The sequence below is a fragment of the Streptomyces triticagri genome (genome assembly GCF_003429565.1).
GTDB classification, from domain to species: Bacteria; Actinomycetota; Actinomycetes; order Streptomycetales; family Streptomycetaceae; genus Streptomyces; species Streptomyces triticagri.
In genome coordinates, this window is record NZ_QUAK01000239.1 from 93,824 (window position 1) to 117,635 (window position 23,812).

Here is a 23,812-nt window from a genome sequence, read left to right on the forward strand (position 1 = left end):
GCGGGGTGCCGTCCCCACGGTCCGCCGTGCGGACGGCACACCGGGCCGGGTGGAGTCGTACCGGCACCGCATCGGGGACCACGTACGGGCCGCACTCGCCGCGGGACGCGAGGTACGGCGCTGCGAGGAGCCCGTACCGGAGACGGCGGAACCGGAACCCGATGCACCCGGGGTGACCGGAGCCCCGGCCCGTGGGACGCCTGGCCCTGGTCGCCGGCCGCGCCGGCCCCCGAGGCGGCGCGCGCGGCGACGGCCGGCGTTCCGCTGATGGTCCTCTGGGAGTTCCGGCTGCCCGGTCACCAGTAGGGGTGAGCGGGCGAAATCGCTTCGCGTGCCCCGGCCAGGCTTGGTAGGAATGCCGGCATGCGCGAGACAGCAGGCACCGGGCACGTGGCGATCGTGACCGGGGCGAATCAAGGGATCGGGGCGGCGACTGCGCGAGCGCTCGCCGCCCGCGGCACGGCGGTCCTGTGCACCGGACTCCCGCTGCGGCCCGGCGACGGCGCCGAGCCCCGGAACATCTACGACGAGCAGCGGGCCGCCGGCCTCGACCACGTGGTCGCTGCCATCCGGGCGGAGGGCGGCCAGGCCGTGGCCCTGGAGGCCGATCTGGCCGAACTTGCCACCGCCGGGGCTCTGTTCGACCACGCCGAGCAGCACCTCGGTCCCGTCGACATCCTGGTCAACAACGCATCGGGCTGGGTCCAGGACACCTTCACACCCGACCCGGTCGACCGCTTCGACCGCGTCCTGCGCCCCGTCACACCCGACACCTGGGCGCAGCAGTTCGCGGTGGATGCACGGGCACCGGCCTTGCTCATCGCCGAACTGGCTCGCCGGCACCGGGAACGGGGCGCCCATTGGGGACGGATCATCGGCCTCACCTCCGGCGGAGACCTCGGTTTCCCGGGCGAGGTGTCCTACGGCGCGGCCAAGGCGGCGCAGACCGATTACACCCTGTCCGCCGCCGTGGAGCTCGCACCGCTCGGCATCACCGCCAATGTCGTCCATCCGCCGGTCACCGACACCGGTTGGGTCACGGACGAGGTACGGCGGTTCGTCGAGGCGAGCTCGACGCATTTCCATGTCGCCGAGCCTGCGGACGTGGCCCGGACCATCGTCCACCTGGCGTCCGACGACGCGGCCCTGATCACGGGCAATGTCATCGTCCTGCGCTGACCCCGCGGCCGTGCGTACGGAGCCGCTCCGCGCCCGGGGCGACGGTCGCGCGCTCCGAGGGCGGCTGACAGCCGCATCGCAGCCGTGTGATGGACTCGGACCCATGACCAAGCCGCCCGGCCGAATCGCCGAGGCACTCGACACGTTCCACGCCGCCCGGCCCTGGGATCACAACGCGCACTACCACCGGTGGATCCTGCGGACCCTGCCCCGACGGTTCGGCCGCGCGCTCGACGTCGGCTGCGGCACGGGGGACCTGGCGCGCGCCCTGGCCGGACGCGCCCGCTCCGTCGACGCGCTCGACGCCGATGCGGCCACCGTGGCCCGGGGCCGCGCGCTCACCCCGCCCACGGCCCCCGTGACCTACACCGTCGGTGCGGCACCCGACGCCCTGCCTCCCGGTCCCTATGACGTCATCACCTGCGTGGCGGCCCTGCACCACCTCCCGTTCACCGAATCCCTGGAACGATTCCGCGCCGAACTCGCGCCGGGCGGCACGCTCGTTGTGGTCGGCCTGGCTCGGTCTGCGACCCGGCGCGACCGTCTGCGGGAGGTGGTGTCGGTGCCCTTGAACGTACTGATGGCCCTGGTCAAGAACGGCGGACGCCAGGTCCCGCGCCCCGCCGCCATGACCGCGCCGGTCCGGCCGCCCACCATGACCCTGGCCGAGATCGCCCACGAGGCGGAGCTCGTACTGCCCGGAGTGCGTGTGCGCGGGCGGCTGTTCTGGCGGTACACGCTGGTGTGGCGGGACGACTCGGGGCGGCGGGGCTGAGCCCGGCCGCCGACGTTGCCGGGCGCGAGAGCCCGGGCAGACGTAGCTGTGCTGTCCGCACAGTCCTGCACGACACTCGCGGCGCGCCCGGCACGCCCCGCGGACCCCCACCGGGGGAGCCCGCACAGCGAGAGCACGCACCGGACTCCGCGAGCACCCCACCGGGCCTGGCGGCTACGTCCTAATCGCGCAGGAACTTCAGCACCGCGAGCACCCGCCGATTGTCGTCATCGGAGGCCGGCAGGCCCAACTTGCCGAAGACCGCCGCCACATGCTTCTCCACCGTGCCCGCCGAGACGTGCAGGGCGTCCGCGATCGCCGCGTTCGACCGGCCCTCCGCCATCCTGGACAGCACATCCCGCTCGCGTGCCGTCAGCGTGTCCATCTCGGCGGCCTTGCGCCCCGCGGCGGCGAGCCGAGTCACCACCTCCGGATCGAGGGCCGTGCCGCCGTCGGCGACCCGGTCGAGTGCGGAAGTGAACTCCGCGATGTTCGCCACCCGCTCCTTCAGCAGATAGCCGACCCCCGCCGACCCGTCGGCCAACAGTCGGGTGACGTACTTGGTCTCGACGTACTGGGAGAACAACAGGACGCCGGTGTCCGGCAGTTCGCGCCGGATGTCGATCGCGGCCCGCAGCCCCTCGTCCGTGTGCGTGGGCGGCATCCGGATGTCGACCACTGCCGCATCGGGCCGGTGCCGCGTGACGGCGGCCCGCAACGCGTCCGGATCGCCCACCGCGGCGCACACCTCGTACCCGCGGTCGTCGAGCATCTGGAACAGCAACTCCCGCAGCACGGCTGCGTCCTCGGCGATCACGACACGCATGGCGGCATGCTCTCACGGGCCGCACACGAGACCTCCGCGCCACGTACCCCGGCGGTCATGCGTGCGGCGGCAGGTCCACCGACACCACCGTGGGCCCGCCCTCCGGACTTGTGACGTCGAGAGTGCCGTCGACCGTACGCACCCGCTGCCGCAACCCGTCGAGACCGCCTTCCGGCCGGGACCGCGCACCGCCCCGTCCGTCGTCGGTCACCCGCAGCCGCAGCGTCCCGTCCGCCCGGCGCTCCGCGGACACCGTGGCCCGGGCCGCGCCGCTGTGCTTGATCACATTGGTGAGCAGTTCCGCCACGCAGAAGTACGCAATCGTCTCGATCGCGGGCGACGGCCGCTCGCCGACGTCCACCGTGAGCTCGACCGGCACCGAACTGCGCTCCGTCAGCGACGCGAGCGCGTCGGCCAGACCGTCGTCCAGTACCGGCGGATGGAGACCGCGGGACAGATCACGCAGCTCGGCCAGGGCGGCCGTCGCGTTCTCCCGGGCGCCGTCGACCAGTCGCAGCACCGCCTGCGGATCGGGCGGCCGCTCCTCGGAGAGCTTGCCCCTGATCATGTCGAGACTCAGGGCCAGGGTGACCAGGCGGACCTGCGCGCCGTCGTGCAGATCCCGCTCGAGACGGCGCAACAGGGCCGCCGAGTCGTCCACCGCGAGCGCGCGTGTCTCCTCCAGGTCCCGTACCCGCTCGGCAAGGGCGCCCGGCCCGAGCAGCGCCTGCATCAGGCGGACGTCCGCGCGGGCCACCGCCCGGGTCAGCCACGGCGCGACGAGCAGCACCCCCGCACCGAGCGGCACGCCGAACAACGTGCCGGCGAAGCTGTGCACCACGGGACTCCCGCCGAACGGCAGCGGAGTCAGCAGCATGAGCCCGCTGTCGTCACCCCGCAGCCACGGAACGGCCCAGCGCACGGGCGCCGCCAAGTTGAACACACCGACCACCCAGAACAGCACCGCGTACATCCCGCACACCGCGAGGGGCAGCTTGGCCACGACGTAGCCGACCTGTCGCCAGGCGGGGCCGTCCCTGATCCGTGCATCGAGCCGGCCCAGCACACCGAGGCCCGGCTGTGCGGGGCACGCGGGTGCGGGCGCGATCCATATGCCGAGCAGACGGCCGGCCAAGGCGCGGTGCACCGCGCCCAGCCCGCGGGCGAGCGCCGTGGCGAGCGCCAGCAGGAGCAGCCCGAGCACCGCCCCGAGCAGCGACAGAGCGAAGCCGAGCCCCAGCGCCAGGAGGACGAGCAGCAGCACGGCGCCGCCGATCCCGAGCGGCGCGCCGAGCAGGCAGTGGATCGCCTCGCGCCAGGACCTCCTGCGCAGCGGCATCCGCAGCACCGCCGGCACACCGGAGACGCGTGCCGTGATCACTGCCGGCTCCGATGAGGACGCCGGTCCGAAGAAGCTGTACTCATGACCTGCACGTTAGGCGGGCGAAGGCCCGCTGCGTAATGCGGTTTTCCTCAGTTCCCGCTGGGGGTTTTCCTCCAGACGGAAGGCGCATCGGTCAGGTCGCTGCGAGGCGTCAGCCGGACACCAGCGGCCGGACCTGTTCGCCCGCGAACCGTACGAACCCTTCGGGGTCCGGCTCGTCCGCCGTCGGCTGCAGGACCACGGTGTCCGCACCCGCGTCGGCCAGCGCCAGCACGGCCTCGGCGATCTCCGCAGCCGATCCCACTGCGCCGAGTCCGGCGGACGGGTCGTGGCCTTCTCGGCGGATCTCGGCAGCCACCCGAGCGGCCGCGCCGGGGCCGGTCGCCGCATGCACGTACACCGTCACCGGATGCGGCGCCGCAGTACGGCCGGCCGTGCGCCGGCCCTCCTCGACCAGTGCACACGCCTTGCGCAGCCCCTCGGGAGCGACCCGCGCGTCCACCACCGTGCCGTCCGCGCTCTCCCCGGTCAGCCGCAGGGACCGCGGGCCGATCGCGCCGGCCAGCACCGGAGGGGGTGTCAACGGCGGCCAGTCCAGGGCGACTTGGTCCAGCTCGACGTACCGGCCACGGCTGGTGACCCGCTCGCCCGCGAGAAGGGCACGCATGGCCTCCAGATATTCGCGCAGCAGCGTCACCGGGGAGTCGACCCGCGCGCCGACCTGGGCCATCCAGTCCTGCACGCCGTGCCCCACGCCGAGCAGCACCCGGCCGGGGAAGAGCCGGTGCAGCGTGGCCGCCTCCATGGAGGTCAGCGCGACATTGCGCAGCGGCGCCGGCAGCAGGCCGACTCCGACCCGCAGTCGCTCGGTCCAGGCCAGTGCGGCCGAGGCGGTGGCGATGCCGCTCTCCAGGAAGCAGTCCTCCCAGAGCCAGAGTTCGTCCAGACCGGCGCGGTCGGCCGCGAGGGCCATCTCGCGCAGTCGTTCAGGGGGCAGCTGCGGGCGGAACACGACTCCCAGTGCGGTCATGCGCCCTTCCTACCAGCGCGTTCCGAAGCGCGGCAACACCGTGTCCAACTGCGGCGACCGTGCCGCTCCCGGGCGGTGACACCGGCGGCCAGGACACCGGACGACGCCGCCACAACACCCCACAACACCCGACGGCACGGCCATAACGCCGGACAAGGGGGTCCGCCGGAAGCTGTGCCTGCCGCACCCGCGCCGATACGTTCGTCGCCGATCCGGTACGCCGGACCCGGCACCCGCCTCCCGCGCCGCACCGGCCCCGACTCTCCTTCGGGAAAGGCCCGTTCGCCCCTGTAGAGCAACGTTCCGAGGAGTCACCCATGACCACGCCCCCGCCCGCAGGATCCGGCCGCCGCAGGCCGATCAGCCGCAAGACCGTCCTCAAGGCCGCCCTGGTGGCCGGGACAGTCCCGCTGCTGGCCGGTGCCGGACCGGCACTCGCCCGTGACCTCGCCGCCACCGGTGCCCCGCTCGCGCCCACACCCGCCTGCGACGACGGTGACGATCCCACCCCCGAGCAGATGGAGGGCCCCTACTTCAAACCGAACTCACCGCTGCGCACCAGCCTGGTGACCCCGGGAACGCCGGGTGTCCCGCTGACCGTCTCGGGCTATGTGTTCAGCCGCAGCTGCACGCCGTTCCCGGGAGTGCTGCTCGACTTCTGGCAGGCCGACGACAACGGCGCCTACGACATGGCCGGATACGCCTTCCGCGGCCACCAGTTCACCGATTCCACCGGAGCGTTCGCCCTCACCACGATCGTGCCCGGGCTCTATCCGGGACGTACCCGCCACATCCATGTGAAGGCGCAGGCCCCCGGCGGCCGCATCCTCACCACGCAGCTGTACTTCCCGGGCGAGCCGCGCAACGAGACCGACGCCCTCTTCGACCCCGCCCTGCTCATGACCGTGCGGGACGACGGCTCCGGCCGGCAGGGCAGCTTCGACTTCGTGCTGCCCGAAGAGGTCGACCCGGGCAACCCCGACCCGCCGGTCGGGACCTGGGCGTCCGGCACGACCTATGCGTCCGGGGGCGAAGTGACCTACGACGGACGGGACTTCCGCTGTCTGCAAGGGCACACCGCCGCGCCGGGCTGGGAACCGCCGACCACCCCGTCCCTCTGGCAGGCCGTCTGACGGCCACGCCCCCCTCCTCCCCGGGGCGCCGCCTCCAGGATGCCGACTGGCGACGATGCCGACGGACGGGTTTGCCGTTCTCGCAAGCCAGCTTGCGGATCACGCCATACCGTACGCATGCTCGGTCGCGGAGGTGGTCATGGTGACCCGGGAGACGGACAGCAGTTACGACGTAGTGGTGATCGGTGGGGGAGCGGCAGGGCTGAGCGGTGCCCTCATGCTGGCGCGGGCCCGCCGCTCCGTCCTGGTGGTCGATGCGGGCCGGCCCCGCAACGCCCCGGCCGACGGTGTGCACGGACTCCTCGCCCGGGAGGGCATGGCGCCGGGCGGGCTGCTGGAGCGCGGCCGAGCGGAGGTCGGCAGCTACGGCGGACGCGTGGTGACCGGGGAGGTCACGGCCGTGCGGCGGCAGGATGCGGGATTCCTCGTCACCCTCGCCGACGGATCGTCCGTGGCCGCCCGGCGGCTCCTCGTCACGGCCGGTCTGGTCGACGAACTCCCGGACGTGCCGGGGCTGCGCGAGCGGTGGGGCGGCGATGTGCTGCACTGCCCGTACTGCCACGGCTGGGAGGTGCGCGACCGGGCCGTCGGCGTGCTGGCCACCGGCCCGATGTCCGTGCACCAGGCGCTGCTGCTGCGCCAATGGAGTGAGGACATCACCTACTTCACGCACACCGGCCCCGCACCGGACGCGGAGCAGGCGGAACAGCTCGCGGCGCGCGGCATCCGCGTCGTGCCCGGCCCGGTGACCGCGATCGAGCCGCTGGAGGTCATCGGCAGCAGCTCGCTCGCGGTGCGGCTGGTCGGCGGCCGGGCCGTCGGCCGGGACGCCGTCGCGGTCGCGCCGCGCATGGTGGCCCGGGCCGGCTTCCTCGCGGACCTCGGTCTGCAGCCGGTGGACCACCCGTCCGGCATGGGGCAGCACCTCCCCGCCGACACCGTGGGCCGTACCGACGTGCCGGGCGTGTGGGTGGCCGGCAACGTCACGGACCTCTCCGCGCAGGTGGGCACCGCCGCCGCGCAGGGCGCCGTCGCGGGTGCGCAGATCAACGCCGAACTCGTCGCCGAGGAGACCCGGGACGCGGTCGCCAAGTACCGTGCGCAGCAAGGCGGTTCGACGGACGGATGACGGTCGTCGGCGCCCGGTGGCCCGGTCTGAGGTGCCCGTCGCCGCTCAGAACTCCTCGTGGGTGTCCGGATCCCCGCCCTGCCGCCGGTGCGGGCGATCGGCGACCGCAGCGAGCTCGACCTCGGTGAGCTCGAAGCCGAACACGTCCAGGTTCTCCGCCTGCCGCTGCGGGTCGCCCGACTTGGGGATGGGCAGCGCGCCCAGCTGGAGATGCCAGCGCAGTACGACCTGACCGGGCGTCACTCCGTGCGACCGCGCGATCTCGCCGATCGCCGGGTCGTCCAGGAGCGGGCTGCGCCGCCCCAGCGGGCTCCAGCTCTCCGTGAGAATGCCCTTGTCCGCGTGGAAGGCCCGCAACTCGTCCTGCGGAAAGGCCGGATGAAGTTCGATCTGGTTCACCACCGGCAGCACACCGGTCTCCCGCTCAAGGCGTTCGATGTGCGCCGGAGTGAAGTTGGAGACCCCGATCGAGCGCACGAGCCCGCGCTCGCGCAGCTCGATCATCGCCTTCCACGAGTCCACGTAGCGGTCGATCCGCGGCAGCGGCCAGTGGATCAGATACAGATCGACCTGCTCCAGGCCGAGCCGCCGGCGCGACTCCTCGAAGGAGGCGAGCGTCTCCTCGTGGCCGTGGTGGCGGCCGGGGAGCTTCGTCGTCACGACGACCTCCGAACGCGGCACGCCGCTCTCCGCGATGCCGCGTCCTGTACCGGTCTCGTTGCGGTAGTTGGCGGCGGTGTCGATCAGCCGATAGCCGAGGCGCAGCGCCTCGGTGACCGCCTGCTGCGCCTGGTCGTCGTCCATCGGGTACGTGCCCAGGCCGACCGCCGGCGCGGAAGTGCCGTCGAGGAGTTCGTACGCGGGGACCGTGCTGCCCATCGTGCCTCCGTCGGTGTGCGGGTGATCCGACCATTGTGCGGGGGCGCGGGGCGGTGACGCCGCACAGGGGACGCGACCGGAGGCCTCAGGCCCCTGGATGGCGGGCGGAGCGCCCATCGGCGGTGGCGCGCAGATAGCGCTCGGCCGCCAGCACGGCCTCCCGGCCGCAGCGTGCACCGGTCAGTGCGCACAACTCCCGTGCCGTGCGCTCGAACTGGGCGCGGATCGCGGAGTCCACGGGGGATGCGAGGAATCTCAGCTCCCAGGTGCGGTACTGCTCGAGTTGACGTGTCAATTCGTGGGTGGCTTCCCGTAGCCGCATCGAACCGTGTCCCTTCCCGTCGGCCGTGCCGGCGAGCCCGGCGGGCGGGCTCTGGGGCCTGCACGCGGGAGACCGGTCGAGTCCGGTGCGCCGGCCCGGCTCCCTCACTCATGGTGCGGGCGGGGTCACGATCCGTCCTGTTGAACGGCGCGGACCAGCGGTTTACGGCCCGTGTTGCACGGATGGCCCAATGCCCCGACCCTGATGGTGACATACGAGACATATCTGCTCACGCTCCGTGTGCAGAGCTCCGGCCGGGGGCGGAGCGCACGTCCCGCGGTGAGGAGCAAGCACGATGAACCACGCAGCACCCTGCCAGTACCACCTCGATGTACAGGTGACGCCGGAACGGGTCGGGCAGGTCGCCCGGATCCTGACGGCCCATCTGCGCCACTGGCGGCTGGAGAACCTCGCCCGCCCCGTCGACCGATGCATCACCGTCCTGCTGCACACGATCGCCGAACGCAGGGCACAGGCAGGCGACATGGGCGGCGCGACCGCCATCGAGATGTCCTGGAACGGCGAGTACCTGATCGCGGCGGTCTCCGACGGCACCGATGCCGCCTCCCGCGGCCGCCCCGCGGCGGACGACTGCCTGAGCCGCATCGCGGAGCTCAGCGACAGCTGTGGCCGCTGTGCGACTCCGATGGGCCGGATTATCTGGTTCGCCTACCGGGTCGGTGTCGCGGACCGCGAGACCCTGGCCCGCCGGACGCCGCAGCCGGTCGCCGGCGCATCCTGCGGAGTGCCCGGCGCGGGCCCGCAGCGAGTGGTGATCGCCGCCCCGGTGGACGCCGACGCGGTGAGCGGACGAGCGCCCGTCCTCAGCGGCACCGGATCCTGACCGACGTACGAGCCGTGGGCCGGGGCGAGTCGGGGAGTTCAGCCCGACAGCAGATGCTCCCTGCCGAACAGGGTGGCCGCGGCCCGTGCCGTCGGCGTTCCGGAGTCGAGATCGGCGCCCGCCTCGCGGAGCACGGCGACCACGTCGTCCGCGCCCTTGAACAGGGCGCCGGCGATGGGGGACTGATCGCGCGCATTGCGCAGATCCGGATCGGCGCCGTGGCGCAGCAGCGCCCGCACGGTGTCGGCATGACCGTGGTAGGCGGCGAGCATCAGCAGGCTGTTGGCACCCTCGTCCGTGACATCCACCGGAAGCCCGTGCTCGACGAACTCGACCAGCTGCTCGGTGCTTCCTTCGCGGGCCAGATCCATCGCGATGGCCACCACGCGGTCCGTCTGCTCAGGAGTCAGTCCACCACTGCTCATGTGCGCCTCCTCCTGCTTCGTGCGGTCGTACGGGTCCCGCGGGCCCGGGGTCGGTACCCGTACAGGGACAGATACCCGTACAGGGCCAGGGTCGTGTTCCGTGCCGACATCCGGCGTGCGCACATGCGGTGCGCACGCCGGATGCGGTGTGCGGGCCGGGCCCGCACTCACCTGGGCGGGCGGGCTCAGAGCTCGCCGGCCGCCAGGGCCTCGATCGCCTTGCGGACGCCCTCGCCGTAGGCCGGGTCGGCCTGCGTGCAGTTGGCGATGTGCCGCTCGACGGTGGCCTCGGACGCGCCGTCGATCGCGCGCGCCGTGTTCTCGAAGAGCACCTGCTGCTGCTCCGGGCTCATCTGCCGGAAGAGGTTGCGGGGCTGCTCGAAGTAATTGTCGTCGTCCTCGCGGTAGTTGAACCGGTCGGCGACGGCACCCACGGCCTGGGCCGGCTCGCGGTAGGCCGGCTGCTCCTGCCAGCGGCCGTACGAGTTGGGCTCGATGCCCGGGGTGGCGCCCTGGTTGCCGTCGATGCGCATGGCGCCGTCGCGGTGGTAGGAGTTCACCGGGTTCTTCGGGGCGTTGACCGGGATCTGGTGGTGGTTCACGCCGAGCCGGTAGCGCTGGGCGTCGCCGTAGGAGAAGAGCCGGCCCTGCAGCATCTTGTCGGGGGAGTAGCTGATGCCCGGCACCACGTTGGCCGGGGTGAAGGCGGCCTGCTCCACGTCGGCGAAGTAGTTGTCGGGGTTGCGGTTGAGCTCCCACTCGCCGACCTCGATCAGCGGGTAGTCCTTCTTCGACCAGACCTTGGTGAGGTCGAAGGGGTGGAAGCGGTAGTTGTCCGCGTCCGCCTCCGGCATGACCTGGACGTACAGCTTCCACTTCGGGAAGTCGCCCGCCTCGATCGCGTCGAAGAGGTCACGCTGGTGCGACTCGCGGTCCTTGCCGACCAGGGCCTCGGCCTCGGCGTCGGTCAGGTTCTTGATGCCCTGCTGGGTGCGGTGGTGGAACTTGACCCAGAAGCGCTCGCCCTCGGCATTGATGAAGCTGTACGTGTGCGAGCCGAAGCCGTGCATGTGCCGGTACGAGGCGGGGATGCCGCGGTCCGACATGACGATCGTGACCTGGTGCAGGGCCTCGGGCAGGTTGGTCCAGAAGTCCCAGTTGTTCTCCGCGTTGCGCAGGTTGGTGCGCGGGTCGCGCTTCACCGCGTGGTTCAGGTCGGGGAACTTCAGCGGGTCGCGGAAGAAGAACACCGGGGTGTTGTTCCCGACGATGTCCCAGTTCCCCTCGTCCGTGTAGAACTTCAGGGCGAAGCCGCGGATGTCGCGCTCGGCGTCGGCCGCGCCGCGCTCACCGGCGACGGTGGAGAAGCGGGCGAACATCTCCGTCTTCTTGCCGATCTCGGAGAAGATCTTCGCGCTGGTGTACTGCGTGATGTCGCCCGTCACCGTGAAGGTGCCGAAGGCGCCGGAGCCCTTGGCGTGCATCCGTCGCTCGGGGATGACCTCGCGGTCGAAGTGAGCGAGCTTCTCCAGGAACCAGACGTCCTGCAGGAGCATCGGGCCGCGCGGACCGGCGGTCACGGAGTTCTGGTTGTCGGGAACCGGTGCGCCGGCGACCGTGGTCAACGGCTTCTGGTTGTTCTCGGGCAAAGCTCGCTCCTCGGTGAGTGGTACGTCCGCGTGCGTTCAAGGCCCGGCTCCTGGCCGGTCGCGCCCTTGGTTCGCGCAGTCTGTCCCTTGGCTGGATCGATGCCGATCCTACCTTGGACAATATCCAAGTCAAGCTGAACTCCAGCCACGTACTTGTTCTCGAAGTTGGCCGCACCGCTGCTACGGTGCCCCGTATGAGTGACCTCCTGGGGAGACTGCGGACGCGTGGCTGGCGCCTGACCGCTCAGCGGCGTGTGGTGGCCGAGGTCCTCGACGGCGACCACGTCCATCTGACCGCGGACGAGGTGCATGCGCGAGCGGTGCAGAGGCTGCCGGAGATCTCCCGGGCGACGGTCTACAACACCCTGGGCGAACTGGTGAACATCGGCGAGGTCCTCGAGGTGTCGACGGACCGCCGCGCCAAGCGGTACGACCCCAATGCGCACCGCCCGCACCACCACCTGCTGTGCGCCGGCTGCGGCACGATCCGTGACGTACGACCGGCCGGCGATCCGCTGGCCGATCTGCCGGAGTCGGAGCGCTTCGGCTTCACGGTGTCCGAGGTGGAGCTCACCTATCGGGGCGTGTGCCCGGACTGCGCCCCCTGACCGGATCGGCCCGCGTCCCCTGTCCGGCTTCGCCGGGACGGGTTCAGGCCTCCGCCAGTACTTCCCGGATCACATGGCGCGCGTTCGTGGCCATCGCGGCGTTCCTGCTCCGGTGGTACGGCAGTGCGATCAGGGCCTGGGACAGGGTGCGGCCGCGGCCGCACCGCCAGGTCGCGGCGTCCACGCCGAGCGCCGTACGGAAGGCCTCCCGGCCCTCGGCAGGGAGCAGATTCCACGCGGGGAACAGGTCGCACGCGGGGTCCCCCGTCCCCATGCAGCCGAAGTCGATCACCGCGGCGAGGCGGCCCTCGGCGATCAGCAGATTGCCGGGCATCAGATCCGCGTGCAGCCAGACCGGCGGACCGTCATGGCCGGGGGCCGACAGCGCGTCCGCCCAGACCGCGGTCACCGCATCGCAGTCGATGCCCTCCTCGGGGATCTCGCGCAGTGCCTCGATCGCCGCCCGGGTCGCCGAGTCGAGCGTCGCGAGCGGTCCGCCGCGATAGGCATCCGGTGCCGCCGGCAGTCCGACCTCCCGCATCGCCCGTACGAAACCCGCCAAGTCCTCGGCGAGCAGCACGGGTTCGCTCAGCGCATCCGGATCCGGGAGCTCGCCCGGCAGCCAGCGGTACACCGACCACGGCCAGGGGAAGCCTTCGACGGGCCGGCCATGGCCGAGCACCGTGGGCACGGGCACCGGCAGCTGTGGCGCCAGGCGTGGCAGCCAGTTCTGCTCCAGGGTCACGTCCTCGGCACCGCCGGAATCGAGGGGCAGCCGTACGACCAGCTCCGGGCCGAGGCGGAACATCGCGTTCACCGTCCCGCCGGACGGCTGCCGCCGTACGTCGAGCGCCGACCACTGCGGGAACTGCCCGGCCACCAGACGCCGTACGAGTGCCTCGTCGATGCCGCCGTCACCGGTGTGCCGCCTGCTTGAGCTCATGGCAGGCCATCCGACCCTCCCCGTGCCGTGATCGTCAAGAGCGGGCCACGGCACCTCTGGTCACCGAAATCCGGTGGTCCAAGGAGGCGGAAACGCCCTAGCCTCGGCGCATGTTCGCCGCCGTCGCCAGAACCCACTACGTGTGCCTCGACTGCCGGGTCTCGTACAAGCAGGGGCACGACCCTCGGCGGGCTCGGGTCTGTCCGCGCTGCACGCGGCCGCTGATCCACGCGGGGTCCGCCTTCGAGGCCCCGCCGCGCCGTGACGTCGCCGCTTGGCGCACGCTGGCGGTGCTGCTGCACGCGGGCGTGGCCTTCCACAAGAGCTGCTGCGACGGCCCCGGATACCGCCCACGGAACCTGCGGGAGGTACGCCAACGGCTCAGGTGGGCCCGTCGCAACGACGCACCTGTCGCCGATGCACTCACCCGGTGCGACCTGCCGTGATGCCTGGTCGGGCGGCCTCACCCGCGGCCCGTGCCCGGTGCGCGAACAGGACAGCTCCCACCAGGTGACCTAGCGTCGACCCGTCGACGCAGCCGTCCCCGGGAGAGTCGATGGACCACGGCTCACCGGACAGGCCGGACCTGGGTGCATGCCGCGCGCTGCGGTGGGCCCGGGCGTCGGTGTGGAGCCTGCTGTGCGCCCTGCTGCTCGGCTCGTCCCTGATGTCCGCCCTCGTCCCGGCCTCGTACGCGACCGCCGGTGGCGCGCGAACGACGGCCGCTCCCGCACCGGCCGACGATCCCTGTGTCACCCGTCTCGACGACTGCCCGGCGGCCGTACGGCTCTACGAGTACAGCTTCACACTCGGCTTCCACCCCTTCACCAGCGCGCGCGCCGTGCGGTCCCAACTGACCGACCACTTCTGGCTGTTCCCGGTCAGCGGGCGGTACCGCGGCGACATGTACGAGGGCCGCGACTGCGAGCTGCTCGGCGGGAATCCGGTGACCGTGGAGCTGGTCGGTGCGGACCATCTGCAGATCGCGACCCGCGCGGGGCACCTGCTCGGCAGCAATCTGCACATCCGGTTCACCTTCTCGCGCAAGGCCGGTCTGCACATGCTGACCGTGCGGGCCTGGCAGAACAGCCCGGAGCGCGATCGGCCGACCCGGCTGCGCAGGGAGTCCGGCAAGGCGCTGGCCTGGCCGCTGTGGGCGGTCCTCGCGAACACCCTCAAGGTGACCGCGTTCGCCGCATGAGCGCCGCCCCGCCGGCGATCACCGCTCCGGTACGAAGACCCCGTCCCGCAACACCGGGACGTGCGGCGACGCGTCCGCCTCGGTCGCCACCGCGACGTCGTCGGCGAAACCGCCGGTGATCAGCTGGCGGCCGGAGGAACTCGCGGCCACGGTCCCGGCGACGTCCGCCGTCGCCGTGTGGACGGCGGCCGCAGAGGTCGCCTCGGGCGACAGGGCGGCGTCGAGGCGTTCCTGGATTCCGCGGATGACCGCACCCGCTCCGAGCAGATCCTCCAGGGCCGGACGCAGGCCGGAGTCCGGCCGGCGCTCACCGGCCGCGACGACGGCCACCGGGCGGTCGACCGTGCCGTACCCCTGCCGCACGAGCCAGTCGGCGACTGCCGACGCGTTGCGCAGCGCTCCGGCCACCACGTCCGGTGTGCCGGCGGATGCCGCGAGCGTGGATCCGTTGGGGGAGGGGAGCACCAACAGCGGGACGGCGGGCGCCTCGCGCAGTGCCGCCGGCGACAGCGACCACGGCGAGGCGGTGGTGACTGCGCGACGCCCCACGGCCAACTCGGCCCCGAGACCGGCGGCGAACTCCGCGGCAGTGGCGTCCCGCCATCGACACGGCACGATCCGCGTACCGAGGTCGGCCGCGACCGTCACCGCGGTGGTGAACAACAACACGTCCACCACGACCGTGCAGTCGACGTCCCGGCCGAGCTGCGCCGCACCCGCAGCACCCCACTCGAACCGCACGCCGTACCCGGACTGCAGAGCCCACGCGTCGCCCATGCGCCAAGCCTGTCAGAAGCCCCGGGCCGTGTCCGGCGGATCTTCGCGGCCCACGAACATCCGCTGTACTCGGTCCAGCCAACTAGTCCGAATCCGTACTACGAACATCCACCACCGCGACCGCCAGGGCGGTCAGGACGAGGGTGAGGGAGGTGAGCAGGCCGAGTTGCAGGGCGCCCGCCCAGTCGTCGTGGTGGGTGACATGGGCGAAGAACACCGCACCCACCGCGGCGATGCCCGCCGCCGAGCCGATCCGCTGCCCCGTCTGCAGGACGCCGCTGGCCGAACTGCCCAGAGCCACCGGCACCTTGGAGAGCGTCAGCGTGGTGTTCGGCGAGATCACCAGACCCGATCCGACGCCGGCGAGCAGCAGCGGCACGGCGGCGACCCAGGCCACCGAGCGTCCGGGCACCAACTGCACCACGGCGATCGTCCCCACCAGGCCCACCGCCACGGTGGCCAGCCCCCGGGCGACGAGGCGCCGCCCGTGCCGTACGACCAGACGTCCCCCCACGGCCGCGGCGACCGCGGATCCGGCGGCGACCGGAGTGGCCGCGAGTCCCGCCTGCAGCGCGCTGTAGCCGTGCCCGTTCTGCAGGAAGAGGGTGTACACGAAGAACAGGGTGGTGAAGCCCGCGAAGTAGATCAGGCCGAGCAGCGCGCCGAGCGAGAAGGAACGCAGGGCGAACAGTCCCGGTGCGACCAGCGGCGTGGCGCCGCGCGCGTCCTGCCGGCGCTCCCAGCGCCAGAACGCGACGAGCAGCAGCACTCCCGCGCCGATCAGGAGCCACTTGCCGCGGCCGGTCCAACGCTGTTCCTGCAACAGCGGCAGCAGGACCGCGACGACTCCGGTGCCGAGCAGGATCAGGCCCGCGGGATCGAATCCGGGCCGGCGTGACGCGCTGGGCAGCGCGCGGGGCAGCAGGCGGCGTCCGGCGGCGAGTGCGGCGATGCCGATGGGCAGATTGACGAAGAACACCCACCGCCAGCCGTGCTCCGGTCCGGCCGCCGCGATGATCAGCCCACCGGCCAGTGGGCCCGCCGCGGTGGACACCGCGACCACGCTGCCGAGCATGCCGAACGCCCGGGCCCGCAAGGGGCCTTGGAACATCTGCTGGATCAGTCCGGACACCTGGGGCGAGACCATCCCGGCGGCGACCCCCTGCAGCAGCCGGAACACCACGAGCCAGCCCGCCCCGGGCGCCAGGCCACAGGCTGCCGAGGCGAGCGTGAAGAGCGAGAGGCCGATCAGGAACATGGTGCGCCGGCCGTGCAGATCGCCCAGCCGGCCCCCGGGCACCAGGGCCAGACCGAAGCCGAGTGCGTACCCCGACACCACCCATGACAGGTCGGCGCCCGTGGCGTGCAGGCTGCGCTCGACCGACGGCAGCGCCACATTCACGATCGAGGTGTCGAGGAGTGTCATGAAGCCGGCCGTCAGGCAGACGCCGAGCGCCTTCCAGCTGCGCGGATCGACCGCCTCGGCGGCGGCGGTGCGCGCGGTGGGGGTGTTCATGGGCTCACGCTAGGCAGCGACCGTCCGCCGCGCAGTCCGGGCGACCCTCACCGACCGGGGAGCACCGTGCGATCGAGGCCCATCTGGAGTACTCCGGTGTGAGATCACCCGCGAGCGGACGGACGGTGGGACGAGGAGGAAGCCGGCCCGCCGGCCCTCCGCACCCGGCGGCGCACCGAGTCGCCGCTGCCGCACCTCGCCGGACGGAGACGGACGCGTGACCGAGGACACCGCAGCCCGCGACCCCTTGACCACCGCACCGCCGGTGCGGCACTGGCCGGCCGACGACATCGGCGGCACCGACTTCGACCCGGTGCTCGCCGAGCTGATGCGGGAGGGGCCGATCACCCGGATCTCCCTTCCGTACGGCGACGGCTGGGCCTGGCTGGTGACGCGGTACGACGACGTGCGGGCGGTGACCAACGACCCGCGCTTCGTCCGCCGCCCGGTCACCGAGCGGCAAGTCACCCGGCTGGCACCGCACTTCAAGCCGAAGCCAGGATCGCTCGCGTTCGCCGATCCGCCCGACCACAATCGGCTGCGGCGCGTCGTCGCACCTGCCTTCACCGCCCGCGGCGTCGCCCGGCGACGCGACCGGGCACAGGCGGTGCTCGAGGGACTCGTGGACGGACTGCTGCGGGACGGCCCGCCCGCGGACCTCACGGCAAGGGTGCTCGAGCCGTTCCCCATCGAGGTGCACTGCGACCTGATGGGCGTGCCCGAGGCGGACCGGCCGCGACTGCACGACCTGACCCAGCAGATCGTGTTCCCCTCGCGGGACACCCGTGCCACCGGACGCGCCAAGGACGAGCTGTACGGCTGGATCGAGCGGGAGATCGGCTCACGCAGAGGCCGTACGGGACCGGCCGGTGCGGGGGGCCCGGGCGCGGACGACGAGATCCTCTCCCTGCTCGCAGCGGGGGTGGACCGCGGCGACCTCGGCGAGGACGAGGCGATCGGGGTGGCCGGGCCGCTGCAGATCGGCGGCGAAGCGGTCACCAACAACACCGGCCAGATGTTCTTCCTGCTGCTCACCCGACCCGGGCTCCTCGAACGGCTGCGTGCGGACCCGGCCGTGCGGCCGCGCGCCGTCGATGAGCTCCTGCGCTATATCCCGCACCGCAATTCGGTCGGTCTCGCCCGCATCGCCACCGAAGACGTCGACCTGTGCGGCGTCCGCATCAGGGCGGGCGACCCCGTCTATGTGTCGTACCTGTCCGCGAACCGCGATCCGCATGTGTTCCCCGAGCCCGACCGGATCGACTTCGACCGCGAAGAGCCCGCCGCCCACGTGGCGTTCGGACACGGCACGCACTACTGCACCGGCGGTCCGCTGGCCCGTATGCAGATCGACCTCGTCGTCGATGTGCTCGTCGACCGGCTGCCGGGACTGCGGCTCGCCGTCCCGCCCGAGCAGGTGCCGTGGCGGCGCCATGCTCTGATCCGTGGTCCGGAGTCACTGCCGGTCACCTGGTGACGGCCGCCGCCGCGGCGGTCCGGAGGGGAGAGCAGCGGCGGCGTGGGCGTCCCATCGCACCGCGCATGGCTGTGATTTGCGACACACGCGCGGTCGCTCGACGGGGATGGCGCGTCACCGGCGCTTGACGCGTTCGCTTCCGCAGGGGCGCATCCCCGGCGGGTACGGCGGTAATCCGTGGGTGACGAGGGTCCGATTTCGCAGTTGTGAGCGTCGGGTCGGCCGCATGGGATGACGCGCGTAGAGGATGGGCGTTCGCTACGCAGGGTTACCCGTTGACCGGGTGCGCCGCCGTCAGTTGACTACGCCACGCACGCCCCCCACCGCACCACCCCCCACCTCGGAGAGTCCCATGCGGGCGCATACCTCACACGGGTCCCCAGAATCACGGACAGATCTGATCCTCCCGCGTACGGCCGAATTGTGCGCCGGCCGCCGCCCGTTCGGCGTGCGGGTGCACCGCGGATGTCCGGCCGCGGCGGGAGCAGTACGGTGAGCCGCTTCCTGCTCGTCGTACCGCCGCCGGCCGAGCACATCAACCCGCTCGCCGGAGTGGCCGCCGAACTGGAACGGCGCGGACACCAGGTGGCCTGGTGCGGTCCCGCCGAGCAGATCCGCGCGCTCACGGACACCGACCCGGAGATCCACGACTGTCCGCCGCGGGCGGGCGGCGGTCCCTCACGGCCGCCCACGCTCACCGGGCCCGCCGCGTTCCGGTTCCGGTGGGAGCAGTTCCACCTGCCGCTCGCCGAGTCTATGGCTCCCCGTGTGGAGCAGGCGGTACGCGCCTTCGCGCCGGATCTCGTCGTCAGCGACCAGCACGCACTGGCCGGCGCGCTGGTCGCCGAGCGACTCGGCGTCCCCTGTGCGACCTCGGCCAGTACGTCCGCCGAACTCGTCGACCCACCGGCCGAGTTGCCCGAGATGTCGGCCTGGCTCACGGACCGGCTCGACGAACTGCGCGGGCGCATCGGCGACCCCCGCAGCACGCACGACCCGCGCTTCTCGCCGTACGGCATCCTCGCGTTCACCAGCCGTGAGCTGCTCGGCGACGCCGAACTGCCTTGGGAACGCGTGCACTTGGTCGGCCCCGTGATCGCCGAACGGCCCGAGGACCCCGACTTCCCCTGGGACGACCTCGACCCGGACCGTGCCCTGGTGTTCGTGTCGCTCGGCACGGCGAACACCGATGCCGGCCGCCGCTTCCTCACCGAGACCGTCCGGGCACTGGTCCGGCTCGAGGACCGGGTGCAGGGCGTGTTCGCCGATCCCGGCGGGCAGCTCGGCGGGCTTCCGGCGGGCATGCTGGTCCGGTCGCATGTGCCTCGACTGGATCTGCTCAGCCGGGCGAAGGCCGTGATCAGCGACTCCGGCCACAACACCGTCGCCGAATCGCTGTGGCACGGGCTGCCCCTGGTCCTGGCGCCCATCCGTGACGACCAGCCCGTGGTCGCCGCCCAGGTGGTGGCGGCCGGCGCGGGCATCCGGCTGCACGTCGGCCGAGTCGGGGCACCACACATCGCGGAGGCCCTGACCACCGTGCTCGACGACGCCGAAGGACACCGCACGGCCGCGGCCGCGATCGGGCGCACTCTGCGGGCAGGCGGCGGCCAGCACACCGCCGCCACCCATCTCGAACGCCTCGCGGCACAGACCGCTCCGGCGACCCCCAGCCGCTGAGGCCACGGCCTCGCGGTCTCGCGGTCTCGCCGGAAAGGTGGAGTACTCCTCCGGGAATTCTCGCACCACCGACAAGCAGGGGGGAGGGCCCCGGCTCGTGCGACCGCCCGAGTACGTTCGGACGAACGCTCGGTGCCGATCAGTCGGACCACCGACACCGCCACACCCCGAGAGGCTCTCCGTGAACACCGAGGTCCGTACGGCGACCTACCCGACCGGCAGCCGCACCAAGGCAGTCGACATCCACACCCCAGACGCGGACGCGGACGCGGACCCGGGCGTCGGGCCGATCGTGCTGCTCTGGCACGGCACCGGACCCGACGAGCGCGACGTACTCGCCCCGCTCGCCCGCGCAGTCGCCGCGCTCGGACACACCGTCCTGGTACCCGACTGGCAGTCCGACCAGCCTGACGGGGGACGCCGACACCTCACCGATTCACTGCAGTTCGCCCTCGACCACAGCCGCGCCCACTCCACGCTGCCCGGCCGCCTGGTCCTCGGGGGCTGGTCCGCGGGCGCCGGAGCGGCCCTGGGCGCCGCGCTTGTCCCCGGGCAACTCCCGCGGCCCGAACTCCTCGGCGACTGGCGGCCGGTGGCCGTCGTCGGCATCGCCGGCGACTTCGACCGCCCCGCGCGCACCACCGGCGTCGCCCCCTCCGACGCGCTCTCCGCAGCCACCTCGCCCGTACCCGTACGACTCGTCCACGGCACCGATGACACGGTCGTACCGCCCGCATCGACCCGGTCCATGCATCGCGCGCTGCTCGACCACGGCTGGGACGCCCGGCTCACCGAGCCGCCCACCGATCACGCCGGCGTGATCGGCTGTGCCTACGACCCCACGGTGCGCCGCTGTGTGCCGGCCCGGAGCGCGGCGGCACGCGACGCCGCACACACCACGGCCACGATGATCGCCACCGTCGCAGCGGCCGCCACCGGCAGCTGAACGGCCGCCGCGGCTATCCGGGCCGGGAGCCGGACCAGCGCCAGGACGCCGGCGAGCCGGCGGGTGAATCGGTGTACGGCCGCAGCAGATCCGTCAGTTCGGGGTCCTCGACCCCCTGCAGCAGGTCCGAGGCGATCTTGCGCGTGGTGCCGGCGAGGAAGTCGGCGAGCCCGATCCGCGGATCCTGCCGCGCCTCGACCAACTGCACCTCGGCGAGCGCACCTCCGGTGGCGGCCGCGACATGGCCGATGCGCTCCGGAGTGAGGGTGTTCTGCCGGTCGTGGACGACCGTGACCCGCCGGCCTCCGGTGCTCCAGTGGCCGATGGTGTGCAGCAGGGCGGGGAACAGCGGGTCGAGTACGGGCCAGTCGCCGGGGTCCTGCGCCAGGTGCAGGCGGATCCGGTCCGCGCGTTCGCGGGTGGGCAGCAGTCGTTCCGTCAGACGGGCGGCAGGGCCGGCGGCGTCGGCCGGACCGACGGCGTGCAGACGCTCGACGCTGCGGCCGAACGCCTCGACGGGATCCGGGGCGTCCGGCCGGGTCCGGGCGCGCAGCAGGTCGTTGGCCGCGGCGAGGAAGTCCCGCCAGCGCTCGGTCCCGTACGTCTCGGGGCCGGCGTGATGGGCGGCGAGCACCAGATCCGCCGTCTCCTCGTCCGTGTCGGTGAGCAGTGCCGTCGTGGTGGCCAGGAGGAAGTGGCGCTTGTCGACGACATGGACGTGTGCGCCGCCCAGGAGCGGCCCGGAGGGGCCGAGCAGCCAGATCAGTGCCCGGCGGTGCTTGGGGCGCAGCAGGACGTTCGCCTTGTACTCGGTGAGGGCGGAGCTGGCCGGGGACCGTACCCGGTCGAAGGTCTCGTCGAGGCCCTGTTCGGCTGCCGTGCGGTCGAGTCCCACGCTCGCGTGCGTGAAGACGTCCGTATTGCCGTTGACGAGGTTCTCCCCGTCGGATCCGGATTCGTCGCAGGCGATCTCGACGGGGTGCAGGTGCGCGGGCGGCCGTGACATGGCGTCATCATCGGTGATCGGCGGGAGCTGCTCCACCGCTTTCCGCGCACACCGCCGGGAGGCTGCCCCGGCTCAGGCTCCCGGCCCGGTGAAGCGGCTCACCAGGTCGTGCCAGTTGGCCTCCAACTGCTCGAAGGTCCGTCCGCCGGCCTTCGTCAGGTGGTGCACGAGTGCGGTGTCGGTGGCGCCGAGCAGGGTGTGCGCGAGGTACTCCGGGTCCGGTCCGCTGCCGGCCTCCCGCAGCAGCATGGCGACGTGGGTGTGGCGCAGGCGGTAGGGCGGGGCGGCGTACGGCCGCAGCGGGTCCTTCCGGCTGGCCAGGATCAGTTCGTGATGGTCGCTCTCGTGCCGGATCAGCGCGGGTCCGAAGGCGTGCAGCCGGTCGACGGCCGGTGCCCCGGGGCCGAGTGGTGCGGGACCGCCCAGGAAGGCGCCCTGGAACTCGTGCTCGCGGTGGTCGAGCAGGGCGAGCAGCAGCCCGCTGCGATCACCGAAGCGCCGGAAGACGGTGCCCTTGCCGACCCCTGCCGCACAGGCGACGGCATCCATGGTGAGACGCTCGGGGCCCTGCTCGGTGAGCAGCTGGGAGGCGGCGTCGAGCAGACGCGAACGGTTGCGGGCCGCGTCGGCGCGCAGCTGCGGGGCGCCGTCCGGCGGCCCCGAGGTGAAGTCGACGGGCGTACCGGACGCGGCGGACGACGGCGTGGACGGGGGCGTGGCAGGGCCGGTCATGCAGTTCAGCGTAGCGCCTGACGAGGGAAAGTGGACTGCGGTCCGGATAGCTGGTACAAATCTAAGCGGACCTTGGTCCGGTTGTTCGGATGCTCCGTCGGCCCGGACCGTCAGGCACGCCCTAATCAGGAGATACCTCCATGTCTGTTCGCATCCTTGCTCTCGTCGGCAGCCTCCGCGCCGGCTCCCACAACCGTCAGCTCGCCGAGGCCGCTGCCAAGCACGCACCCGAGGGCGTGGCCATCGAGGTCTACGAAGGCTTGGCCGATGTGCCCTTCTACAACGAGGACATCGACGTCGAGGGCGGCGTGCCGCAGGCCGCACAGGCGCTGCGCGATTCGGCCCGCGCGGCCGACGCACTGCTGCTGTTCTCGCCGGAGTACAACGGCACGATGCCCGCCGTACTGAAGAACTCCATCGACTGGCTGTCCCGCCCGTACGGAGCCGGCGCCCTGTCCGGCCGCCCTGTCGCCGTGGTGGGCACCGCTGCCGGCCAGTACGGCGGTGTGTGGGCGCAGGACGAGGCCCGCAAGGCCGCCGGGATCGCCGGCGGTGCGGTCGTCGAGGACCTCAAGCTGTCCATCCCCGGTTCGCTGAGCCGCTTCGCCGAGCTGCACCCGGCCGACGACGCCGAGGTCGCCGAGAACATCGCCGCGGTGGTCGGCCGGCTCGCCGGACAGGTCACACCCGCCGCTGCCTGACCTGCGCCGCAGGAACGTACCGGCCCGGTGCGGCGCCCGACTCGGGTGCCGCGCCGGGCCGTTCGGCTGCAGCGCCCGGGCGGATCTCAGTCGCCCGGACGGTCGTTGAGGACGCGCTGGAACAGGACGTGGTCCTGCCAGGCCCCGTCGATGTGCAGATACTGCGCCGCCACGCCGATACGGGAGAAGCCGCACCGCTCGAGGACGCGCTGCGAGGCCGTGTTGTGCAGCAGGGTGCCTGCCTCGATCCGGTGCAGCCCCAGATCCTCGTCGGCCGCCCGGCAGACGATGCTCGCCGCGGCCGTGGCGAGACCGCGGCCGGTGTACCCGGAGTCGATCCAGTAGCCGAGGTGGGCGCTGCGGAACGGCCCCATCTCGATGTGCGACAGCGTGATCGTGCCCACGATGCGCTCCCCGTCCGCCAGCGCCCAGGAACACAACCGCCCCTCACGCTGCAGCCGTGCCCGGTCGCGTGCCCGCAGCTCCTGGCCGAGCACCGTGTAGAAGTCCGGTGGCCGGCGCGGCTCCCACGGGGCGAGATGCTCACGGTTGGCCGCGTACGCGCGCAGCAGCGGCTCGGCATCGGACACGGTGAGCGGGCGCAACGCGATCCCGTCCGGCAGGGCGAAGACCAGGGAGCTCATGACGAT

25 protein-coding genes are annotated in these 23,812 nt (G+C 72.4%); 12 read left to right on the top strand and 13 right to left on the bottom strand.

Annotation, left to right across the window (positions count from 1 at the left end; translation table 11 throughout):
• Positions 1-363: 363 nt before the first annotated feature.
• Positions 364-1,179 (top strand): SDR family NAD(P)-dependent oxidoreductase, encoded by an 816-nt coding sequence (locus DY218_RS33710; RefSeq protein WP_128559997.1) that lies wholly within the window; start codon positions 364-366, stop codon positions 1,177-1,179.
• Positions 1,180-1,282: 103 nt separating this feature from the next.
• On the top strand, positions 1,283-1,954 hold the full coding sequence (locus DY218_RS33715; RefSeq protein WP_128559998.1) for a class I SAM-dependent methyltransferase: 672 nt from the start codon (positions 1,283-1,285) through the stop codon (positions 1,952-1,954).
• Positions 1,955-2,135: 181 nt separating this feature from the next.
• Here the strand turns inward: DY218_RS33715 and DY218_RS33720 are convergent, their stop codons facing one another.
• From DY218_RS33720 to DY218_RS33730, 3 genes are all read right to left on the bottom strand, one after another.
• On the bottom strand, positions 2,136-2,780 hold the full coding sequence (locus DY218_RS33720; RefSeq protein ID WP_128559999.1) for a response regulator transcription factor: 645 nt from the start codon (positions 2,778-2,780) through the stop codon (positions 2,136-2,138).
• Positions 2,781-2,835: 55 nt separating this feature from the next.
• A complete protein-coding gene (locus tag DY218_RS33725) occupies positions 2,836-4,161 on the bottom strand; it encodes a sensor histidine kinase (protein ID WP_233522038.1) in 1,326 nt (441 codons plus the stop codon).
• 154 nt (positions 4,162-4,315) lie between these two features.
• Complete coding sequence (locus DY218_RS33730; RefSeq protein WP_128560000.1) at positions 4,316-5,194, bottom strand: LLM class flavin-dependent oxidoreductase; 879 nt, start codon at positions 5,192-5,194, stop codon at positions 4,316-4,318.
• 317 nt (positions 5,195-5,511) lie between these two features.
• Between DY218_RS33730 and DY218_RS33735 the strand changes: the two genes are divergently transcribed.
• A complete protein-coding gene (locus DY218_RS33735; protein WP_128560001.1) occupies positions 5,512-6,327 on the top strand; it encodes a dioxygenase family protein in 816 nt (271 codons plus the stop codon).
• Positions 6,328-6,466: 139 nt separating this feature from the next.
• A complete protein-coding gene (locus tag DY218_RS33740; RefSeq protein ID WP_199566937.1) occupies positions 6,467-7,456 on the top strand; it encodes an NAD(P)/FAD-dependent oxidoreductase in 990 nt (329 codons plus the stop codon).
• 45 nt (positions 7,457-7,501) lie between these two features.
• Here DY218_RS33740 and DY218_RS33745 read toward each other — a convergent pair whose 3' ends face one another.
• Together DY218_RS33745 and DY218_RS33750 are read right to left on the bottom strand one after the other, a co-directional pair.
• Positions 7,502-8,335 (bottom strand): aldo/keto reductase, encoded by an 834-nt coding sequence (locus tag DY218_RS33745; protein ID WP_128560002.1) that lies wholly within the window; start codon positions 8,333-8,335, stop codon positions 7,502-7,504.
• An 85-nt stretch (positions 8,336-8,420) separates the two neighbouring features.
• A complete protein-coding gene (locus DY218_RS33750) occupies positions 8,421-8,657 on the bottom strand; it encodes a DUF5133 domain-containing protein (protein WP_128560003.1) in 237 nt (78 codons plus the stop codon).
• Between the two features lie 295 nt (positions 8,658-8,952).
• Between DY218_RS33750 and DY218_RS33755 the strand changes: the two genes are divergently transcribed.
• A complete protein-coding gene (locus DY218_RS33755) occupies positions 8,953-9,501 on the top strand; it encodes a pep a2 (protein WP_128560004.1) in 549 nt (182 codons plus the stop codon).
• Between the two features lie 38 nt (positions 9,502-9,539).
• On the opposite strand, the gene DY218_RS33760 is transcribed toward DY218_RS33755, so the two are convergent.
• Together DY218_RS33760 and DY218_RS33765 are read right to left on the bottom strand one after the other, a co-directional pair.
• Entirely contained in the window at positions 9,540-9,926 is a 387-nt protein-coding gene (locus DY218_RS33760; protein WP_128560005.1) for an ankyrin repeat domain-containing protein, read from the bottom strand.
• 185 nt (positions 9,927-10,111) lie between these two features.
• A complete protein-coding gene (locus DY218_RS33765; RefSeq protein WP_128560006.1) occupies positions 10,112-11,575 on the bottom strand; it encodes a catalase in 1,464 nt (487 codons plus the stop codon).
• Between the two features lie 194 nt (positions 11,576-11,769).
• Between DY218_RS33765 and DY218_RS33770 the strand changes: the two genes are divergently transcribed.
• Complete coding sequence (locus DY218_RS33770; protein WP_128560007.1) at positions 11,770-12,183, top strand: Fur family transcriptional regulator; 414 nt, start codon at positions 11,770-11,772, stop codon at positions 12,181-12,183.
• A 43-nt stretch (positions 12,184-12,226) separates the two neighbouring features.
• Here DY218_RS33770 and DY218_RS33775 read toward each other — a convergent pair whose 3' ends face one another.
• Complete coding sequence (locus DY218_RS33775; RefSeq protein WP_128560008.1) at positions 12,227-13,126, bottom strand: aminoglycoside phosphotransferase family protein; 900 nt, start codon at positions 13,124-13,126, stop codon at positions 12,227-12,229.
• Between the two features lie 110 nt (positions 13,127-13,236).
• On the opposite strand from DY218_RS33775, the gene DY218_RS33780 reads away from it, so the two are divergent.
• Positions 13,237-13,572 carry a deoxyxylulose-5-phosphate synthase gene (locus tag DY218_RS33780; RefSeq protein ID WP_128560009.1) on the top strand — a complete coding sequence of 112 codons (336 nt, stop codon included), beginning with the start codon at positions 13,237-13,239 and terminating at the stop codon, positions 13,570-13,572.
• Between the two features lie 110 nt (positions 13,573-13,682).
• Positions 13,683-14,327, top strand: a complete 645-nt coding sequence (locus DY218_RS34700; protein ID WP_199566938.1) for a hypothetical protein — start codon at positions 13,683-13,685, stop codon at positions 14,325-14,327.
• Positions 14,328-14,345: 18 nt separating this feature from the next.
• Here DY218_RS34700 and DY218_RS33790 read toward each other — a convergent pair whose 3' ends face one another.
• Positions 14,346-15,104: a 2-phosphosulfolactate phosphatase gene (locus tag DY218_RS33790; RefSeq protein ID WP_128560010.1), complete on the bottom strand. Its 759-nt coding sequence runs from the start codon at positions 15,102-15,104 to the stop codon at positions 14,346-14,348.
• Between the two features lie 82 nt (positions 15,105-15,186).
• Positions 15,187-16,620 carry an MFS transporter gene (locus DY218_RS33795; protein WP_128560011.1) on the bottom strand — a complete coding sequence of 478 codons (1,434 nt, stop codon included), beginning with the start codon at positions 16,618-16,620 and terminating at the stop codon, positions 15,187-15,189.
• Positions 16,621-16,837: 217 nt separating this feature from the next.
• Between DY218_RS33795 and DY218_RS33800 the strand changes: the two genes are divergently transcribed.
• The 3 genes from DY218_RS33800 (at position 16,838) to DY218_RS33810 (ending at position 20,723) form a co-directional block, all read left to right on the top strand.
• Entirely contained in the window at positions 16,838-18,097 is a 1,260-nt protein-coding gene (locus DY218_RS33800) for a cytochrome P450 (protein WP_128560012.1), read from the top strand.
• A gap of 492 nt (positions 18,098-18,589) precedes the next feature.
• The gene (locus DY218_RS33805; protein ID WP_128560013.1) at positions 18,590-19,777 is read left to right on the top strand and encodes a glycosyltransferase; all 1,188 of its coding nucleotides are present in this window, start codon (positions 18,590-18,592) and stop codon (positions 19,775-19,777) included.
• Positions 19,778-19,958: 181 nt separating this feature from the next.
• Positions 19,959-20,723 (top strand): alpha/beta hydrolase, encoded by a 765-nt coding sequence (locus DY218_RS33810; RefSeq protein ID WP_128560014.1) that lies wholly within the window; start codon positions 19,959-19,961, stop codon positions 20,721-20,723.
• Positions 20,724-20,736: 13 nt separating this feature from the next.
• On the opposite strand, the gene DY218_RS33815 is transcribed toward DY218_RS33810, so the two are convergent.
• Entirely contained in the window at positions 20,737-21,729 is a 993-nt protein-coding gene (locus tag DY218_RS33815) for a hypothetical protein (RefSeq protein ID WP_199566939.1), read from the bottom strand.
• Between the two features lie 72 nt (positions 21,730-21,801).
• On the bottom strand, positions 21,802-22,461 hold the full coding sequence (locus DY218_RS33820; RefSeq protein ID WP_128560016.1) for a TetR/AcrR family transcriptional regulator: 660 nt from the start codon (positions 22,459-22,461) through the stop codon (positions 21,802-21,804).
• Between the two features lie 140 nt (positions 22,462-22,601).
• Here DY218_RS33820 and DY218_RS33825 point away from each other — a divergent pair, with 140 nt between their 5' ends.
• Positions 22,602-23,162, top strand: a complete 561-nt coding sequence (locus tag DY218_RS33825; protein WP_128560017.1) for an NAD(P)H-dependent oxidoreductase — start codon at positions 22,602-22,604, stop codon at positions 23,160-23,162.
• A gap of 86 nt (positions 23,163-23,248) precedes the next feature.
• Here the strand turns inward: DY218_RS33825 and DY218_RS33830 are convergent, their stop codons facing one another.
• Positions 23,249-23,806, bottom strand: a complete 558-nt coding sequence (locus DY218_RS33830; protein WP_199566940.1) for a GNAT family N-acetyltransferase — start codon at positions 23,804-23,806, stop codon at positions 23,249-23,251.
• Positions 23,807-23,812: the final 6 nt, after the last annotated feature.

Bases quoted from the DNA above. Each gene is read 5' to 3' on its own strand.
- DY218_RS33710 (WP_128559997.1), top strand. From the start codon at position 364: ATGCGCGAGACAGCAGGCACCGGGCACGTGGCGATCGTGACCGGGGCG.
- DY218_RS33715 (WP_128559998.1), top strand. From the start codon at position 1,283: ATGACCAAGCCGCCCGGCCGAATCGCCGAGGCACTCGACACGTTCCAC.
- DY218_RS33720 (WP_128559999.1), bottom strand. From the start codon at position 2,780: ATGCGTGTCGTGATCGCCGAGGACGCAGCCGTGCTGCGGGAGTTGCTG.
- DY218_RS33730 (WP_128560000.1), bottom strand. From the start codon at position 5,194: ATGACCGCACTGGGAGTCGTGTTCCGCCCGCAGCTGCCCCCTGAACGA.
- DY218_RS33735 (WP_128560001.1), top strand. From the start codon at position 5,512: ATGACCACGCCCCCGCCCGCAGGATCCGGCCGCCGCAGGCCGATCAGC.
- DY218_RS33740 (WP_199566937.1), top strand. From the start codon at position 6,467: ATGGTGACCCGGGAGACGGACAGCAGTTACGACGTAGTGGTGATCGGT.
- DY218_RS33745 (WP_128560002.1), bottom strand. From the start codon at position 8,335: ATGGGCAGCACGGTCCCCGCGTACGAACTCCTCGACGGCACTTCCGCG.
- DY218_RS33750 (WP_128560003.1), bottom strand. From the start codon at position 8,657: ATGCGGCTACGGGAAGCCACCCACGAATTGACACGTCAACTCGAGCAG.
- DY218_RS33755 (WP_128560004.1), top strand. From the start codon at position 8,953: ATGAACCACGCAGCACCCTGCCAGTACCACCTCGATGTACAGGTGACG.
- DY218_RS33760 (WP_128560005.1), bottom strand. From the start codon at position 9,926: ATGAGCAGTGGTGGACTGACTCCTGAGCAGACGGACCGCGTGGTGGCC.
- DY218_RS33770 (WP_128560007.1), top strand. From the start codon at position 11,770: ATGAGTGACCTCCTGGGGAGACTGCGGACGCGTGGCTGGCGCCTGACC.
- DY218_RS33775 (WP_128560008.1), bottom strand. From the start codon at position 13,126: ATGAGCTCAAGCAGGCGGCACACCGGTGACGGCGGCATCGACGAGGCA.
- DY218_RS33780 (WP_128560009.1), top strand. From the start codon at position 13,237: ATGTTCGCCGCCGTCGCCAGAACCCACTACGTGTGCCTCGACTGCCGG.
- DY218_RS34700 (WP_199566938.1), top strand. From the start codon at position 13,683: ATGGACCACGGCTCACCGGACAGGCCGGACCTGGGTGCATGCCGCGCG.
- DY218_RS33790 (WP_128560010.1), bottom strand. From the start codon at position 15,104: ATGGGCGACGCGTGGGCTCTGCAGTCCGGGTACGGCGTGCGGTTCGAG.
- DY218_RS33795 (WP_128560011.1), bottom strand. From the start codon at position 16,620: ATGAACACCCCCACCGCGCGCACCGCCGCCGCCGAGGCGGTCGATCCG.
- DY218_RS33815 (WP_199566939.1), bottom strand. From the start codon at position 21,729: ATGTCACGGCCGCCCGCGCACCTGCACCCCGTCGAGATCGCCTGCGAC.
- DY218_RS33820 (WP_128560016.1), bottom strand. From the start codon at position 22,461: ATGACCGGCCCTGCCACGCCCCCGTCCACGCCGTCGTCCGCCGCGTCC.
- DY218_RS33825 (WP_128560017.1), top strand. From the start codon at position 22,602: ATGTCTGTTCGCATCCTTGCTCTCGTCGGCAGCCTCCGCGCCGGCTCC.
- DY218_RS33830 (WP_199566940.1), bottom strand. From the start codon at position 23,806: ATGAGCTCCCTGGTCTTCGCCCTGCCGGACGGGATCGCGTTGCGCCCG.